Here is a 14,792-nt window from a genome sequence, read left to right as displayed (position 1 = left end):
TGCTATCAAAAAACATGGTCGTCGAGCCAAGAGTCTTTTTCGCTTAGGATTCGATTATCTTCGACAGCTCTTGCTCAATCCCTCTCCACTCTTTGAAGATGACTTTCGCCACACGTTGAAACTTTTGTCCTGTACTTAGGGGTAAGTCAGGTTTTTTAGCAGGATTTCTTGGGCGTAGTGGATGCGATCGCGACGCTCTCCCTATCAGCTATCATGAAACTGCTTCTTCAGCTAGCAAAGCAATGCAGTATCAAGTTCTAGTACAAAAACCATCAGAACAACATTTCGTAGCTTCTATCATTGGGCTATCAAATGTGGTAGCTGATGGCAAAACTGAAGAAGAAGCGATCGCAAAAATCAAGGTGGCTTTAAAATCTCAGCTAGCGACAGCCAAGGTTGTAACCATCAATGTTGACGCTGATCCAGCCGACAATACAAAAGGCGCTACTGTGCCTAATTCCTTTAAGTCAGTCGGGTTAGGCAATAGCCATCGAGGTGATCTATCCGAGCGGGTAGATGAGCTACTGTGGCAAAACTAATGACAGCACTAGCTGACACGAGTGGAATTATCGCCCTGTTAGATAAAAGCGATCTCCATCATGAAGCCGCTGTTAGGATTGCTCAGACTGAACGCTTATGGGTTCCGTCTACTGTGCTTCCAGAGGTAGATTATATGGTGACTAAGTATCTCAGTGTGCAGGTAGCCACCGCTTTTCTCGAAGATTTGATGCAGAGTGCATTTCAGTATGTTGCAGTCGAACTACCTGATATTAAGCACGCTATTCGAGTCATTCAGAAATATAAGGATGTTCCATTGGGAATCGTAGACGCCAGCATCGTTGCAATAGCAGAGCGATATCAGATTCAAAGAATTTTGACGCTTGATCGCCGGCACTTTAGCCTGATTCAGCCAGAAAGCATGGCTTATCTACAGCTTTTGCCATAATTTTGGGGGAATTTGGGTGGAGATCAACCGCGTTAATTACTTTCGTACTGAAAGTTGATAAACCTTTGGGCTCATCCCGAACTTACGCTTAAAGGCGGCATTGAATGAGGTGGGGCTATCGTAACCGACGGCACGGGCGACCGTCGCGATCTTCAGTTGCCCATCTAACAGCAACTGTTGGGCTTTTTCCATCCGGCGATCGCGCAAATAGTCAAATACGGTGCTATCAAATACCTCCTTAAAGCCTCGTTTGAGGTTGTAGTCACACATCCCGATTTGTTGCGCTAACTCCATCAGTGACGGTGGATCGGTTAGATTTTTTAGCAGGATTTCTTGGGCGTAGTGGATGCGATCGCGATAGTCCAGATCGAGCAAAGCAGTCTGAGCGTCGTCCTGATGAATTTCGGTTTCTTCTTCCATGAGCAGCGCTAGCAGCTCTATTGCTTTGCTTTCTAAATACATCCGTTTGGTCTGCAAAATCGCGCTAACTTCGGGGTCTTGGCAACTTTTGCAGCGACGCAGTTCATCAATAAAGCTCGCTGGTATTGAAGCAAGCTCAACTCTACTAAAACACTAATGCTTGAGTGACTTTCTGAAATATCTCCCTAAATAGTGGGGGCCTATCCATTCTTTGAAGGGAAGATTAGAGGCCTCCAGAATGGTGTTGTAGTTTTCGCCAGTGGTTAACCCCGTTGGTGGAAACTCATTTTTCTGAGGATGATGGTAAGTCCCAAAGACAATATCCCAAATGGGGAAAAACGCCGAAAAATTTTTGTCAAGATGCTCTGGTTGAAAAGAGTGATGAATGCGATGGTATTGCGGCCCGGTTACAACCGAAGAGAGCGATCGCAAATTTAATCGCAGGTTGAGATGAATAAACTGCAACCAAAGAACTTCTACAAACGCAAGGATTCCTAAAGCTAAACCATTGAACTCAAACAATAACCCCATCGGAATGGCTAAAAAGATAATGATTAAGGGATCTTCTAGCCAGTGAACTCGGCGAGTACTGGTCACATTCAAGGAGACTTCACTGTGATGAAACTTATGCTGTTCCCACAAAAAAGGAACTTTATGCTGCCATCGATGAAACCAGTAGTAGAAAAAATCTGTGATCAGGAAATAGGACAGCGCTAGCAGTCCATAAGTCCAAATATTCTGAGGTATGGGCAATGAGATGAACGGTGCCCCCAAGGACTTTTGCAAGGCAGAAACAATCAGACCGATGCCAAGCGCTTGCATGAGAACAATGACGATACTGTAAACCACGTACCATCGCAGGTTGAACCAGATATGGGTTAAGGGCTGACGAGGCTCTACTGGGCGAATACGCTCAGCCACCATGAAGCAGCCGTACATCACGAATGCCGTTAACAGATATCTGGCAAATCCTAAAGGAGCAGCAAGCCATTCCATAAGCAGCGATCAGTTAATTTACAATAGTCTTGCGGTTCTGAAAAGCACTCACGAGTCTTGAGCATGGTTTAGAAGAAACGCTCAAGAAGTTGTGTCAATACCCTACCCATTATTAAGTCACCTTGCAGCATTCTGCAATGAGCCTGTAAGTTTGCGGGCAAGATGTACTCTTTGGAGACAGCTAGGGATTGCGGGGCAAGTGTTTCGATACACCATTCGACTCTATCAAGCAGTCTTAATCTAGCCTCAGGGATGTGGAATGCGAACAGTGCCTATGGGCTGAACTCAATCACGATCAGCGGAACTCAACCTCAAAAAGGGATTGATTGGAGTACGTTATCAGCAAGGCCAGTTTTTCTACTCGTTCACAAATTAAAAGTGCTAGCATTTCTGAAAGCAATGTAGAAAATTTCCACCTAGCAAGGTTGGTGCTATCTTTGCCGGGGATTTTTTATTGAATTGGCTGGCTGTCTGGTCTCAGTCTCATAGAAAATTTGGCTGTTTGAGATGCGTTAAGACTGACCGTGTCAGACCGTTTCAAGGAAATTGTTCTCAAAGTTTTTAATCTCTTTCTAAAGGCTTTACACCACGCTCAATTCGTTATACTGTTGAGAATCATTATTAATAGCGATCGCTTCAGGTCAGAGGCTGGTGAGGTCTCAGGCTGGTAATGCTAGGTCGAACAGGGCTGTCAATGGTGCGAGAATTTGACCACGATAATAGTAGTGAAACTGGACAAGGATTGAATTCAGTCAGCACTCATCTGATAGACATTTTGCAGCAGCGGGCGATGCATCAGCCGGAGCATTTGGCCTACCAGTTTCTGCCCGATGAGGCTGAGGTTGCTCATAGCGATGGATTGGGTTGGAGTTATGCAGAGCTGTATCGACGATCGCAGGCGATCGCTATCCACCTGTCCGAATTTGCCCATCAGCCCGTTCTGCTGGCGTTGCCAGCAGGGCTAGAATTTGTCGCTGCCTTTTTGGGCTGCGTGCAGGCTGGGGCGATCGCGGTTCCAGTGCCGCTACCTGGTCGCCATCAGGGACTAGAGCGCTGGCAATATATTGTTGCCAATGCCAAGCCACGGGCGATTGTGACTACACCTGGGCAGTTGCCTAAGGTGCAGTCTTTGGCGGCGACGATGACAGATCTGCGCCAGGATGCCATTGCCTGCATTGCGCCCCAATTTTCAGCAGTGAATTTGCCCAGTCAGTCCTGGGAGCAGCCTCTGATTGCTGCTGACGATATTGCTGTGTTGCAATACACCTCTGGCTCCACGAGTCAGCCCCGGGGAGTAATGATCAGCCATCGTAACCTGATGCACAATCTGGGGATCATTCAGGAGCAGTTCGGTCATTCTCCGGATAGTCACGGCGTCATCTGGCTTCCCCCCCATCATGATATGGGTCTAATTGGCGGCATTCTACAGCCCCTTTATGGCGGCTTTCCAGTCACGCTGATGTCGCCTGCTTCATTTCTCCGCAAACCCCTGCGGTGGCTGCAAGCCATCTCCGTCTTTGGTGGTACGACCAGTGGCGGCCCCAATTTTGCCTACGAGCGCTGTTTGCAAAGGATTACACCGGAGCAGCGCCAGGATCTCGATTTGAGTCGTTGGGAAGTGGCCTTTATCGGCGCGGAACCCGTCAGGGCTGAAACTCTACAGCAGTTTTCCGACACGTTTGCTGGCTGCGGTTTTCGGTCAACAGCTTTTTATCCCTGCTATGGTCTGGCGGAAGCAACTCTTTTCGTGTCGGGTGGTGTCAAGACCGCTCAACCTCCAACTTATTCTGTGGACAAGACTGCCCTAGCAAAAGGACAAGTCGTGTCCCGATCGCAAACTGAGGATGTACGGCAGTTCGTGAGTTGTGGGCGGACAACGGCTGGGCAATCTATTGCGATCGCCGACCCTGAAACTCATCAGCGCTGCCCGTCTGGTCAAGTCGGAGAAATCTGGCTGACGGGTCCTAGCATTGCTCAGGGATATTGGCAGAATCCTGAAGCGACTCAGGAAACCTTTGCCGCAAAACTCGCTGACGGTGCTGGGCCTTTTGTGCGGACCGGGGATTTGGGCTTTCTGCAAGATGGAGAGTTGTTCGTGACTGGACGACTTAAGGACCTGATCATCATTCGCGGACACAATCACTATCCCCAAGATATTGAGCAGACGGTAGCCCAGAGCCATGAGGCAGTGGCAGCTCAAGTAGGGGCGGCCTTCGGTCTGGAGGTGAACGGTGAAGAACGGCTGATGGTGGTCCAAGAGGTCAGGCGAACCGCGTTGCGTTCCCTAGATACAGGTGCCGTCATTGCTGCCATCCGTGCGGCGATTTCTCGGCAGCATGGGCTACAGGTCCATGGAATCGTATTGCTAAAGCCAGGGAGTCTGCCCAAAACCACGAGCGGCAAGGTACAGCGCCATGCTTGTCAGGCCGGATTTGAAAACCATACGCTCGACCCTGTTGGACAGTGGTCAATCGATCAATCAGTTCAGGTGTCTCAGTTGCCCAGTCCAGCAGAGCAAGAGGCATCATCGCAGTCCACCAACGGCGATCCTGATCGGACTGAATCCTTAATCCAGTGGCTACGGCAGTATGCTCACGAATCGATCAATTCGCGATTGATGGACGAGCGGCGCTGCCTGTCACCGAGCATCGTCCTTGATTTTGGCAATCAGGGACTGCTGGGAATGCAGGTGCCCCCTGAGTATGCCGGACTCGGTTTGGGCCATCAGGATATGTTGCGAGTGATGGAGCAACTGGGTGCGATCGATCCGACTCTGGCGCTATTCGTCGGACTCAACAATGTGCTGGGTATTCGGCCTATTCTGCACGCTGCGACGCCGTCCTTGAAAGCGGACTGGTTACCGCGACTGGCCACAGGTCGAGAACTGGCGGCCTTTGCACTGACGGAACCTGGAGCCGGATCAAATCCTAATGCAATTCAATCTCATCTTGTGGTAGATACCAACAACAACTGGCGGCTCTACGGTGAGAAAGTTTGGAGTGGCTCAGCCGCATGGGCTGGGCTGATCAATGTTTTTGTACGCCATGAAGACGCCTCGGGCATCAGCGGTTTTGCGATTAGTAAGGGAGCCTCTGGTCTCCGGCAAGGACCAGAAGCGCTAACGATGGGTATGCGAAGTATGGTGCAAAATACGGTGTATCTAGATGGAGTCGCTGTTTCCGACGCTCAGCTTTTGGGGCAGCCCGGTCAAGGGATGACCGTGGCGCAGGATGCCATGATGTATGGCCGGCTGACGATCGCGGCTGCCTGCATTGGGGGGATGAAGCGCTGCGCTCAGCTGATGGTGCGCTATGGCGATCGTCGCACCGTCAGCACCGGACGGCTATTGGAGAATCCAGTGCTGTTGACCCGTTTGAGCGGCCTCACTGCCCAGGTTTCGGCTTTGTCCGCGCTGGTGGACTGGATCGGGCAGCGATTAGATCAGAGAAGGGTCGTGCCGCCCGCAGCCTACACGACCTGCAAAATCCTAGCGCCAGAGTTTTACTGGCAAGCGGCAGATGATTTGGTGCAGTGCTTGGGCGGACGGGGCTATATCGAAACGAATTTAGCTCCACAAATCCTGCGGGATGCTCGTGTCCTGCGTATTTTTGAGGGACCGACAGAAACCCTGGCGATGCATCTGGGGGCAGAGGTGTTTAATGCCCGCTCAGGTTTGCAGCCTTTCCTGAGTCAGGAGCTACAGGCACCCAAGTTGGCGGAGCGGTTGTTTACAAGCGCAGACGATATTGTGTTGCGGTATCAGCACCTTTCTACGGATGCGGTCATAGCACGGCGTCAGGCGTATCTGGCAGTTGGTGAGTTGAGTGCGATCGCGCTGCTCCTAGCCATTCAAGCATCCGTATCCACTTGTCCCAGATCCTTAGAGTGGACCCAGTGTTATTTTGAGCAAAAACTCTCTCAGGCTCTGGTTCCTAATCCCAACGAAGCCGTTGCTGCGGCAGCTAGCACTACGAGCGACTGGGTTACCAGCTATACCGACACCATCGGCGACATTGAACAAACCCTAGCTGGAGAAGATCACCGTTTGGATGCTTTTCTACAACAGCGATTGGCAGAAGAGTCCCCTAATGTGACGGATAACGGGCGTGGGAAATCGGTGCCACCTAAGCCTCCGGTTGACAAAGAGGACCATCGAGAAACAGGCTTGAGCCGCACTGATTCACGTCCCTCCGTCAATAGCCAGCCGCGCCTTCAGCCTCAAACAACCAGAGTTCTGGAGCAGTGGTTAGTCCAATGGCTCGCCCATCATCTCAAGCTTTCCACTTCAGATATGGATATCGATAAAGCGTTTGCAGACTACGGTGTCGATTCTGTTATGGCCGTAGAACTGGCCCAAGATCTAGAGGACTTTTTGGAACTCAAGCACCCTCTGAATGCCACCCTCGCCTGGAATTTCCCCACCATCGCGGCATTGGCAGCGCATTTGGCCACTTATGCAAGCGCTCAGACATCCTCTGAGCTAGGTGGAACAACACCACGATATAAGGGGGTCGAGACCAGCGCTAGACCTGATTCTTTTGCCTCCAATCCAACAGCACTTGACGACCTCAGCGAAACTGAGATGGCTGATGCCTTGGCCGCGGAACTGGCGGCCCTGCAAGGGAGGGGAACCTGATGCAATCCCGCGATCGCACTTCCAATCCTCACCCAAACAGCTATCGTGACCTGCTTCGAGAAGCCACTTTACAGATTCGATCGCTGCGATCGGAGTTGGAAGCGGTACGACAGCAGCAAAACGAACCGATTGCGATCGTCGGTATGGCTTGTCGATTTCCGGGTGGAGCCAACACCCTTGAGGCCTATTGGGACCTGCTGCGTCATGGCTGCGATGCCATTACCGCAATTCCTGACCAGCGGTGGAACGTCGCAGCGCTCTACGATCCCGATGCAGACGCTCCCGGTAAGATGTATACCCGCTATGGCGGCTTCATTGATGACGTGGATCAATTTGATCCGCAGTTTTTCGGCATTTCTCCCCGCGAGGCTCGGAGCTTAGATCCACAGCAGCGACTCCTGCTAGAAGTCAGCTACACTGCCTTAGAAAATGCCGGACAGCCGCCTTTTGACTTGCGCGGCACTCGCACTGGTGTCTTCGTTGGCGTCAGTTTCGACGATTATGCCCAACTCAGTGTTCGATCAGGCGACCTGACTCGTATTGATGCTCACAGCAGCTTAGGTAACACTCGCAGCATTGCTGCGGGTCGATTAGCCTACACCTTCGGGTTCCACGGCCCCACAATGCAGCTCGATACGACGTGCTCTTCCTCATTGTTAGCCGTGCATTTGGCGTGTCAAAGCCTCCGCAGTGGTGAGTCTAATCTAGCGCTGGCTGGGGGCGTCAACCTGATGCTGTCGCCTGAACCCACCATCGGCTTTTGTAAACTCAAAGCCCTGGCTCCCGATGGTCGCTGCAAAACCTTTGATGCTGCGGCTGATGGTTACGGGCGCGGTGAAGGTTGCGGCATCGTCGTACTGAAGCGCCTCTCTGATGCTATTGATAATCAAGATCCGATTCTAGCCTTAGTGCGTGGCTCTGCCGTTAACCACGATGGCGCTAGCAATGGCCTAACCGCTCCCAATGGTGCGGCTCAGGAAGCCGTTTTGCAGCAGGCCTTAGAGAACGCCGGAGTTTACCCTCAGCAGGTGCAGTATGTCGAAGTCCACGGCACTGGCACCCGCCTCGGCGACCCCATTGAAGTCTTGGCGCTCGATAAGGTCATGGGTCAACGTCCGACCCCTTTGCTCATCGGCTCCGTCAAAACGAATATTGGGCACCTTGAATCGGCTGCTGGCGTCGCCGGCTTGATTAAAGTCATCCTGTCGCTGCAACATCAGCACATTCCGCCTCACCTTCATCTACAGTCCCCCAACCCCTATATTCCCTGGGATCAACTCGCTGTTTCCGTGCCCACCCAGCTCACACCTTGGCCGACTACGGCAGAGGCTAAACGAGCCGGACTGAGTTCTTTCGGAATGAGTGGCACCAATCTTCATCTGATATTGGAAGAAGCCCCGCAAGATGACTTCAAACTGCCTGACCTCACGTTCAGAGCCGCAGAATTGCGTGACAGCCAGCGGCCACTACACTTGCTGGCGCTTTCTGCCCGTAGCGATGAGGCTCTACGTCAGCTCGTTCAGCGTTATCGAGATTGGTTGAACTCAGGCGTGGAGGCAGAACTGCCTAATATTGCCTTCTCTGCCAACGTGGGGCGATCGCACTTCAACCATCGTTGTGCTCTGATCGCAGCCGACTTGCCTCACCTGAGACAGCAACTCGACAATCTCCTAGACACCCCGCCCGCTCCCACTTCCCTGACCCAGGGCGCTCTCCATCACAAAATCGCCTTTCTCTTCACCGGACAAGGCTCTCAATACCCCAACATGGGCCGCGAGCTGTACGACACCGAACCCGTCTTCCAACAGGCCCTGGACCGCTGTGCTGACCTTCTGACAGCCGAAGGGATCGATCTTCTGGATGCGCTCTATGGAAGCGAAACTCAAAATTCAGACTCCCCCAACCCCCAACCCCCAACCCCCCTCCACCAAACCGCCTACACTCAACCCGCCCTCTTCGCCCTCGAATATGCCCTCGCCCAACTCTGGCTGGCCTGGGGCATCGAACCCGATGGCGTCATGGGGCACAGCCTTGGAGAATATGTCGCCGCCTGTCTTGCTGGGGTCTTTAGCCTAGAAGACGGACTGCGATTGGTGGCTACCCGGGGGCGGTTGATGCAGGCGCTGCCCGTCGGGGGCGGCATGGTGGCGGTGAAGGCCGCTCGCGATCGCCTCTCTCCAATCCTGCCCCCTGATATTTCCATTGCCGCCATAAATGGCCCTGAAGCCACGGTGATTTCGGGTGAGCAGTCTGCGCTTGCCTCAGTAACCGCGACGCTAACTGAGCAGGGAATCAAAACGCAGCCGCTGCCAGTTTCCCATGCCTTTCATTCAGCGCTGATGGAGCCGATGATGGCCGACTTCAAAGAAGTGGCCAGCACAGTAAGCTACAGGCCGCCTCAGTTAGAGCTGGTTTCTAACATAACCGGACAGATTACTTCGACAGAAATTGCCAGTGCCGATTACTGGGTTCAGCATGTTCGTCAGTCCGTACAGTTTGCGGCGGGCATGGAGACGCTAGCGGCAGAGGACTACAACACGTTCATCGAAATTGGGCCAAAGCCTGTGCTGTCTGTCATGGGACAAGCCTGTTTGCCCGAAGTCGATACTTTGTGGCTGCCAAGTTTGCGCCCTGATGCCGATTGGCAAACCCTATTGACCAGCCTTGGAAAGCTGTATATGTTAGGCGCGACTATCGACTGGGCTGGATTCGATCGCGCTTATCCCCGCCGCATTGTTCAGGTTCCCAACTACCCCTTTCAGCGCCAGCGCTACTGGGTCGAAACCGATCTGCCTGGAAAAGCATCAGGTCTCGCCTCTCTACCAGAGCCTTCTTTGACCTCCCCCAGTCATCCCTTGTTGGGATCGCCGCTTCCCCTAGCTGGAGAGACCGTGCGCTACTTTCAGTCGCAGGTCAGCCAGGATACCCCAGTCTATTTGAAGGAGCATCAGATATTTGGGGCGGTGGTCATGCCTGCGGCGGGATATCTAGAAATCGCGATCGCAGCCGCCCATTCCCTGCCTTATCCATCTCTAACACTCTGCGACGTCTCCTTTCCCAAAGCCCTGGTATTGTCGAAACTAGAGACTGTTCTCATCCAAACTGTTCTGACCCCTCGGTCTACCGAGCAGTTTAAGTTCGAAATCTTTAGTCAGACAGCCTCTTCTGCCTCGACCTGGCAATGCAACGCGACCGGTGAAATCGAGTCAACTTCACCCGTTCTGACGGCCTTTTCCATTACGGCAAAGCAGGAAGAACTGACTAACGAGATCTCCCTTGATGTCTTCTACAGCCTGTACCAAGCGTGGGGCATTTGCTATGGTCCTGAATTCCGCGTCCTGCAGCGGATCTGGCGAAGACCTGGAGAAGCCCTAGCGCAGGTTTGCCTCTCCAATCGGCAACAGGCTGATTCAGAGCATTACCACGTTCATCCAATTCTGCTGGACGCTGGTTTACAGCTGGCAGGGGCAACCCTTGATTGGCATGGGATCACCACAACCTATCTACCGATTAGTATTCAACGCTTGAGCTGGCCAAATCCAGCCAACCGCAGCGTGCAGTGGGTTTATGCCCAGCAGCGGCCTACTGCAATGCCTGAAGACAGACAGTTCAATCCAGTAATTGACATCAATCTTTTGGCAGCAGATGGCACTATCATCGCTGCGATAGAAGGCTTGCAGCTACAGCCAGTTTCTCCTGAGCTTTTGGGAGACTCCCAGCAATCGAACGAGTCCGACACGACCTGGCTGTATCAAGTGGCCTGGCAGCCTCAGCCCTTATCAGCTCAGCCTCTAGATTTTCTGCAAGCACCAGAGGCTATTCGCGATCGCATCGCCCCTGACTTTACCCAACTCGTCTCTCAACCCAAATTTGTTGCCTATCAAAGCCTTCTGCCCCAGCTAGAAGCGCTCAGCCTTCACTACATCACTCAAGCCTTGGAGAAACTGGGCTGGTCGCCACAGCTGAGCCAGACAGTAACCCACCCGGATATCGCCCAGCAGCTACAAATTGCCCCTCAACACGAACGATTCTTCCAATATCTCTTGGCAAAAGTAGACGGCATCGAACAGAAGCCAGAAGACACCCCATCTAAAATCCACAATCCACAATCTGCAATTGCCAACGCTGAGCTGACCCTCATCACCCGCTGCGGCGAAAATTTGGCGGCTGTTCTGACCGGAGATCTCGACCCGCTAACGCTACTTTTCCCAGACGGTAACCTGAGCGACTTGACCCAGCTATATGAGTCCTCACCCGGTGCACAGGTGATGAACACGCTCGTGCAAAAGGCCGTTTCAGCGGCGATCGCCGCTGCCCAACGCCCCATTCGAATTCTAGAAATTGGGGCTGGCACCGGCGGTACAACAGCTCATTTGTTGCCTCATCTCCATGGGGTGGAATACGTTTTCACCGATGTTTCGCCGCTGTTCCTGAGTCAGGCTAAGGAGCGCTTTCAAGCCTATCCCTTTATGCGTTATGACCTGTTGGATATTGAGCGATCGCCCATCGAGCAAGGATTTCAGCAGCCTTTTGATCTTGTGATTGCGGCTAATGTCCTTCATGCCACAGCGGATCTACGACAGACTCTAGGTCACGTTCGTCAACTGCTGGCTCCCGGTGGTGAACTCATTCTGCTGGAGGGAACAGAATCCTTAACCTGGCTAGACCTGATTTTTGGGTTAACGGAAGGCTGGTGGAAATTTGCTGATCGCGATCTGCGGCCCCGCCATCCGCTGCTGTCAGCAGCTCAATGGCAATCCCTGTTGCAGGAGAGTGGATTCACCCCGGCGATTCTTCAGCCAGATACTTCTCCTAAGTCAGATGAGGTAACGGCGGCACCGAGCTTACCTCAGGCAGTGGTTGTGGGGCAGCGACGTGAAGAGGTGGAATTGTCCTCAGCACCTGCCGATTGGTTAATCCTGTGTGACTGTTGGGAGATGGGCAAATCGTTAGCGGACGGTCTTCAGCTCAAAGGGCAGTCCCCTTTATTGGTCACCTTCGCTCCCTCCAACAGCTTGGAAGATCAGCTTGCCCTCAATTGGTCAACTTCGGATTTAGAAGCGCAACTCTTGCAAATTTTGCAAATGAAGTCTCACTGGCAAGGCGTCATTTATCTAACTGGACCTGCTACCAATTCTGATGCTCTTGCTGAAGCCTCTAAAGAAGCCTGCCGTCACGGCTTGCATCTGGTACAGGCGCTGCTCGAAGCCAATCTATCCTCAGTTCCTCGCCTTTACTTTGTGACTCAGGAGGCCACTCCGTTGAGCATTACCGAGACTGGATTAGCGCGATCGCCCCTCTGGGGACTGGCTAAAACAGTGGCTCTCGAACATCCCGAACTCCGCTGTAGTTGTATAGACCTCGATAGCACTGACACCACTGCTGTCGACTCCCTGACCGCAGAACTGCTGGCCGACTCCCCTGAGCAAAACGTCAGTCTGCAAGCCCACCAGCGTCGAGTGGCCCGCTTGCAGCCCTACACCCCAGTTCAGGTCACCCCCTATGATTCCGTACGGCTGACCTTATCAGAGCCGGGAACGTTGGCAAACCTAACCTTTTTGCCTGTAGAGCGGCGGTCTCCTGCCGCGGATGAAGTTGAGATTCGAGTGGCCACAGCCGGACTGAACTTTCGGGATGTCCTAACGGCGCTGGGCCAATATCCTGGCGAACCCGTACTGGGCTGTGAATGCGTCGGCGAAATTGTCGCCGCTGGAGAAGCCGTCCAGGATTTGGGTGTTGGGCAGCCCGTGATGGCGATCGCGTCTAACAGCTTCGGTCAGTACGTCACCGTGCATCGAGCGATGGTGATTCCTGTTCCAGCAGCGCTATCTCCGGAGGCCGCAGCCACGATTCCGGTCACGTTTTTGACGGCCTACTATAGCCTAGTGCAGTTAGCCCAGATTAAGGCCAGCGATCGCATTCTCATTCATGCGGCTGCCGGTGGAGTTGGGCAGGCTGCTATCCAAATCGCGCAGTCTGTCGGTGCTGAGATCATAGCAACGGCCAGTCCTAGCAAATGGGAAACACTGCGATCGCTCGGCATCACCCATATCTTGAACTCTCGCACCCTCGATTTTGCCGACGAGGTCATGGCCCTGACCCAAGGCGAAGGCGTTGATGTTGTCCTCAATTCGCTAGCAGGCGAGTTCCGCGACAAAAGCATTCAGGTGCTGTGCCAGAGCGGTCGTTTTATTGAACTGGGACTCGGCGATCTGCCCCCTCCCCCTGACTCATCATATTTTCCTATCAACCTGGTAGCCCTCTGCCAGGAACAGCCCGACCTGATCCAGTCCCTGCTGCAAACCCTACACCAGCAGTTTGCATCCGGCCTGCTGCACCCCTTACCCTACACAACTTTCCGCTTAAGTGAAGCCACTCAAGCCTTTCGGACTATGCAGCAGGCGCAGCACATCGGGAAAATCATACTAACGACCGGAGCAACGGATAGTGGAGAGCCTGCCTCATTCGCCGCAGAACAAAGAACGAATAACGAACAACACAAGACCTTGCCCGCGCGAAGCATTACCCATAATACAGAACAGCCTGCTCTCTCTATCCACGCCGATGCCACTTATTTGATCACAGGCGGTACAGGCGGACTGGGTCTCCAGGTTGCGGACTGGATGATTGCCCAGGGCGCTCGTCATCTACTGCTGATCAGTCGTCATGAACCAACAGCAGCGGTGCAGGCGCAAATTCAGGTTTGGTCAACGCAGGGAGCCATTATTGAAACGGCAGCGGTGGACGTGAGCAATTCTGAGGCATTGGTGGCGCTACTACAGCGTATTGCTGAGTCGCCCTATCCGCTACAGGGAGTAGTTCACGGGGCGGGTGTGTTGAGCGATGGCCGACTGGAACAGCTTTCTTGGGATGCGTTTGAGCGGGTCCTAGCCCCTAAGGTCGAGGGCGCTTGGAACCTGCATCAGCTCACTCAAGATTTGCCACTCGACTTTTTTATCCTTTTCTCTTCAGCGGCATCTTTGTTAGGATCACCAGGACAGGCCAACCATGCGGCAGCCAATGCCTTTCTGGATGGCTTGGCTCACTATCGGCGATCGCAAGGACTGCCGGGTCTCAGCCTCAATTGGGGGGCCTGGTCGACGGTAGGCTCAGCGTTGAAGTATCAGCGGGGTAATGGGCTGGCTGGGCTTCACGGTATCGAGTTAATTGCTCCAGAGCAAGGGCTACAGCAGTTAGCACAGATCTGGTCGCAGTCGCTTCCTCAGATTGGCATTGTGCCGATTAACTGGCCGACTTTTCTCCATCAGGGGCATCTACGGCAGTCTTCCTTCCTAGAAGCCTTTTGGCAGGCTGCTTTTCATCAAACTAAAAGCAGTCATACTCGGTCTCAGAAACCCCAGCGAGAGGCTTTCCGCCAACAGTTGGCAGCCGCCCCCAAAGACCAACAGCAACACCTGTTGGATACCCACGTCTGTAATCAGATCAGTCAAGTTTTGGGCTTTGCCCCAGAAGAACTGGATCGGCAGCAGGGCTTCTTCGACTTGGGGCTGGATTCCCTGACGGCAATGGAGCTGAAGAACAGCCTGCAAGCGAGTTTGGACTGTTCGCTGCCCGCTACCCTAGCCTTCGACTATCCCACAGTTGATCGACTGCTAGCGTATCTGACTGAGCAACTACTGGCAGAGCCGTTATCCCCCAAAACTGAGCGAGTCCCAGATGTGACTCACGCTGATCCTGAAGACAGCGTCGAAGATTTGCCATCGGAGGCAGATTTAGAGGCTCAACTTGATCAAAAACTGGCCGATCTCGAAGACTTACTCAATTAGGCAAACT

Annotated in this window: 6 protein-coding genes and 1 pseudogene; 5 read left to right on the top strand and 2 right to left on the bottom strand. The window is 53.1% G+C overall.

Annotated features, from left to right (window positions below):
* The 3 genes and pseudogenes from PN498_RS15380 to PN498_RS15370 all read left to right on the top strand — a co-directional run.
* A pseudogene (locus PN498_RS15380) lies at positions 1-139 on the top strand (IS4 family transposase); the annotation flags it as partial.
* Between the two features lie 103 nt (positions 140-242).
* Positions 243-539 carry a type II toxin-antitoxin system HicB family antitoxin gene (locus PN498_RS15375; protein ID WP_272063710.1) on the top strand — a complete coding sequence of 99 codons (297 nt, stop codon included), beginning with the start codon at positions 243-245 and terminating at the stop codon, positions 537-539.
* Positions 539-946: a type II toxin-antitoxin system VapC family toxin gene (locus PN498_RS15370; RefSeq protein ID WP_272063709.1), complete on the top strand. Its 408-nt coding sequence runs from the start codon at positions 539-541 to the stop codon at positions 944-946. Before PN498_RS15375 ends, PN498_RS15370 begins: the two co-directional genes overlap by 1 nt.
* Before the next feature lie 36 nt (positions 947-982).
* On the opposite strand, the gene PN498_RS15365 is transcribed toward PN498_RS15370, so the two are convergent.
* Positions 983-1,408, bottom strand: coding sequence for a helix-turn-helix transcriptional regulator (locus PN498_RS15365; protein WP_272063708.1), 426 nt, complete (start codon positions 1,406-1,408; stop codon positions 983-985).
* 111 nt (positions 1,409-1,519) lie between these two features.
* Complete coding sequence (locus tag PN498_RS15360; RefSeq protein ID WP_272063707.1) at positions 1,520-2,362, bottom strand: sterol desaturase family protein; 843 nt, start codon at positions 2,360-2,362, stop codon at positions 1,520-1,522.
* A 670-nt stretch (positions 2,363-3,032) separates the two neighbouring features.
* Between PN498_RS15360 and PN498_RS15355 the strand changes: the two genes are divergently transcribed.
* Positions 3,033-6,998 (top strand): AMP-binding protein, encoded by a 3,966-nt coding sequence (locus PN498_RS15355; protein WP_272063706.1) that lies wholly within the window; start codon positions 3,033-3,035, stop codon positions 6,996-6,998.
* A complete protein-coding gene (locus PN498_RS15350; RefSeq protein ID WP_272063705.1) occupies positions 6,998-14,785 on the top strand; it encodes a type I polyketide synthase in 7,788 nt (2,595 codons plus the stop codon). The genes PN498_RS15355 and PN498_RS15350 overlap by 1 nt, the downstream gene beginning before the upstream one ends.
* The last annotated feature ends 7 nt before the right edge of the window (positions 14,786-14,792 follow it).

Source organism: Oscillatoria sp. CS-180 (assembly GCF_028330965.1).
GTDB lineage: Bacteria > Cyanobacteriota > Cyanobacteriia > Phormidesmidales > Phormidesmidaceae > Halomicronema.
This window is presented reverse-complemented; position numbering and strand designations above follow the sequence as displayed.

What these genes read in the sequence shown, in the direction of transcription:
- PN498_RS15375 (WP_272063710.1), top strand. Translation starts at nt 243, where the DNA reads ATGCAGTATCAAGTTCTAGTACAAAAACCATCAGAACAACATTTCGTA.
- PN498_RS15370 (WP_272063709.1), top strand. Translation starts at nt 539, where the DNA reads ATGACAGCACTAGCTGACACGAGTGGAATTATCGCCCTGTTAGATAAA.
- PN498_RS15365 (WP_272063708.1), bottom strand. Translation starts at nt 1,408, where the DNA reads ATGTATTTAGAAAGCAAAGCAATAGAGCTGCTAGCGCTGCTCATGGAA.
- PN498_RS15360 (WP_272063707.1), bottom strand. Translation starts at nt 2,362, where the DNA reads ATGGAATGGCTTGCTGCTCCTTTAGGATTTGCCAGATATCTGTTAACG.
- PN498_RS15355 (WP_272063706.1), top strand. Translation starts at nt 3,033, where the DNA reads ATGCTAGGTCGAACAGGGCTGTCAATGGTGCGAGAATTTGACCACGAT.
- PN498_RS15350 (WP_272063705.1), top strand. Translation starts at nt 6,998, where the DNA reads ATGCAATCCCGCGATCGCACTTCCAATCCTCACCCAAACAGCTATCGT.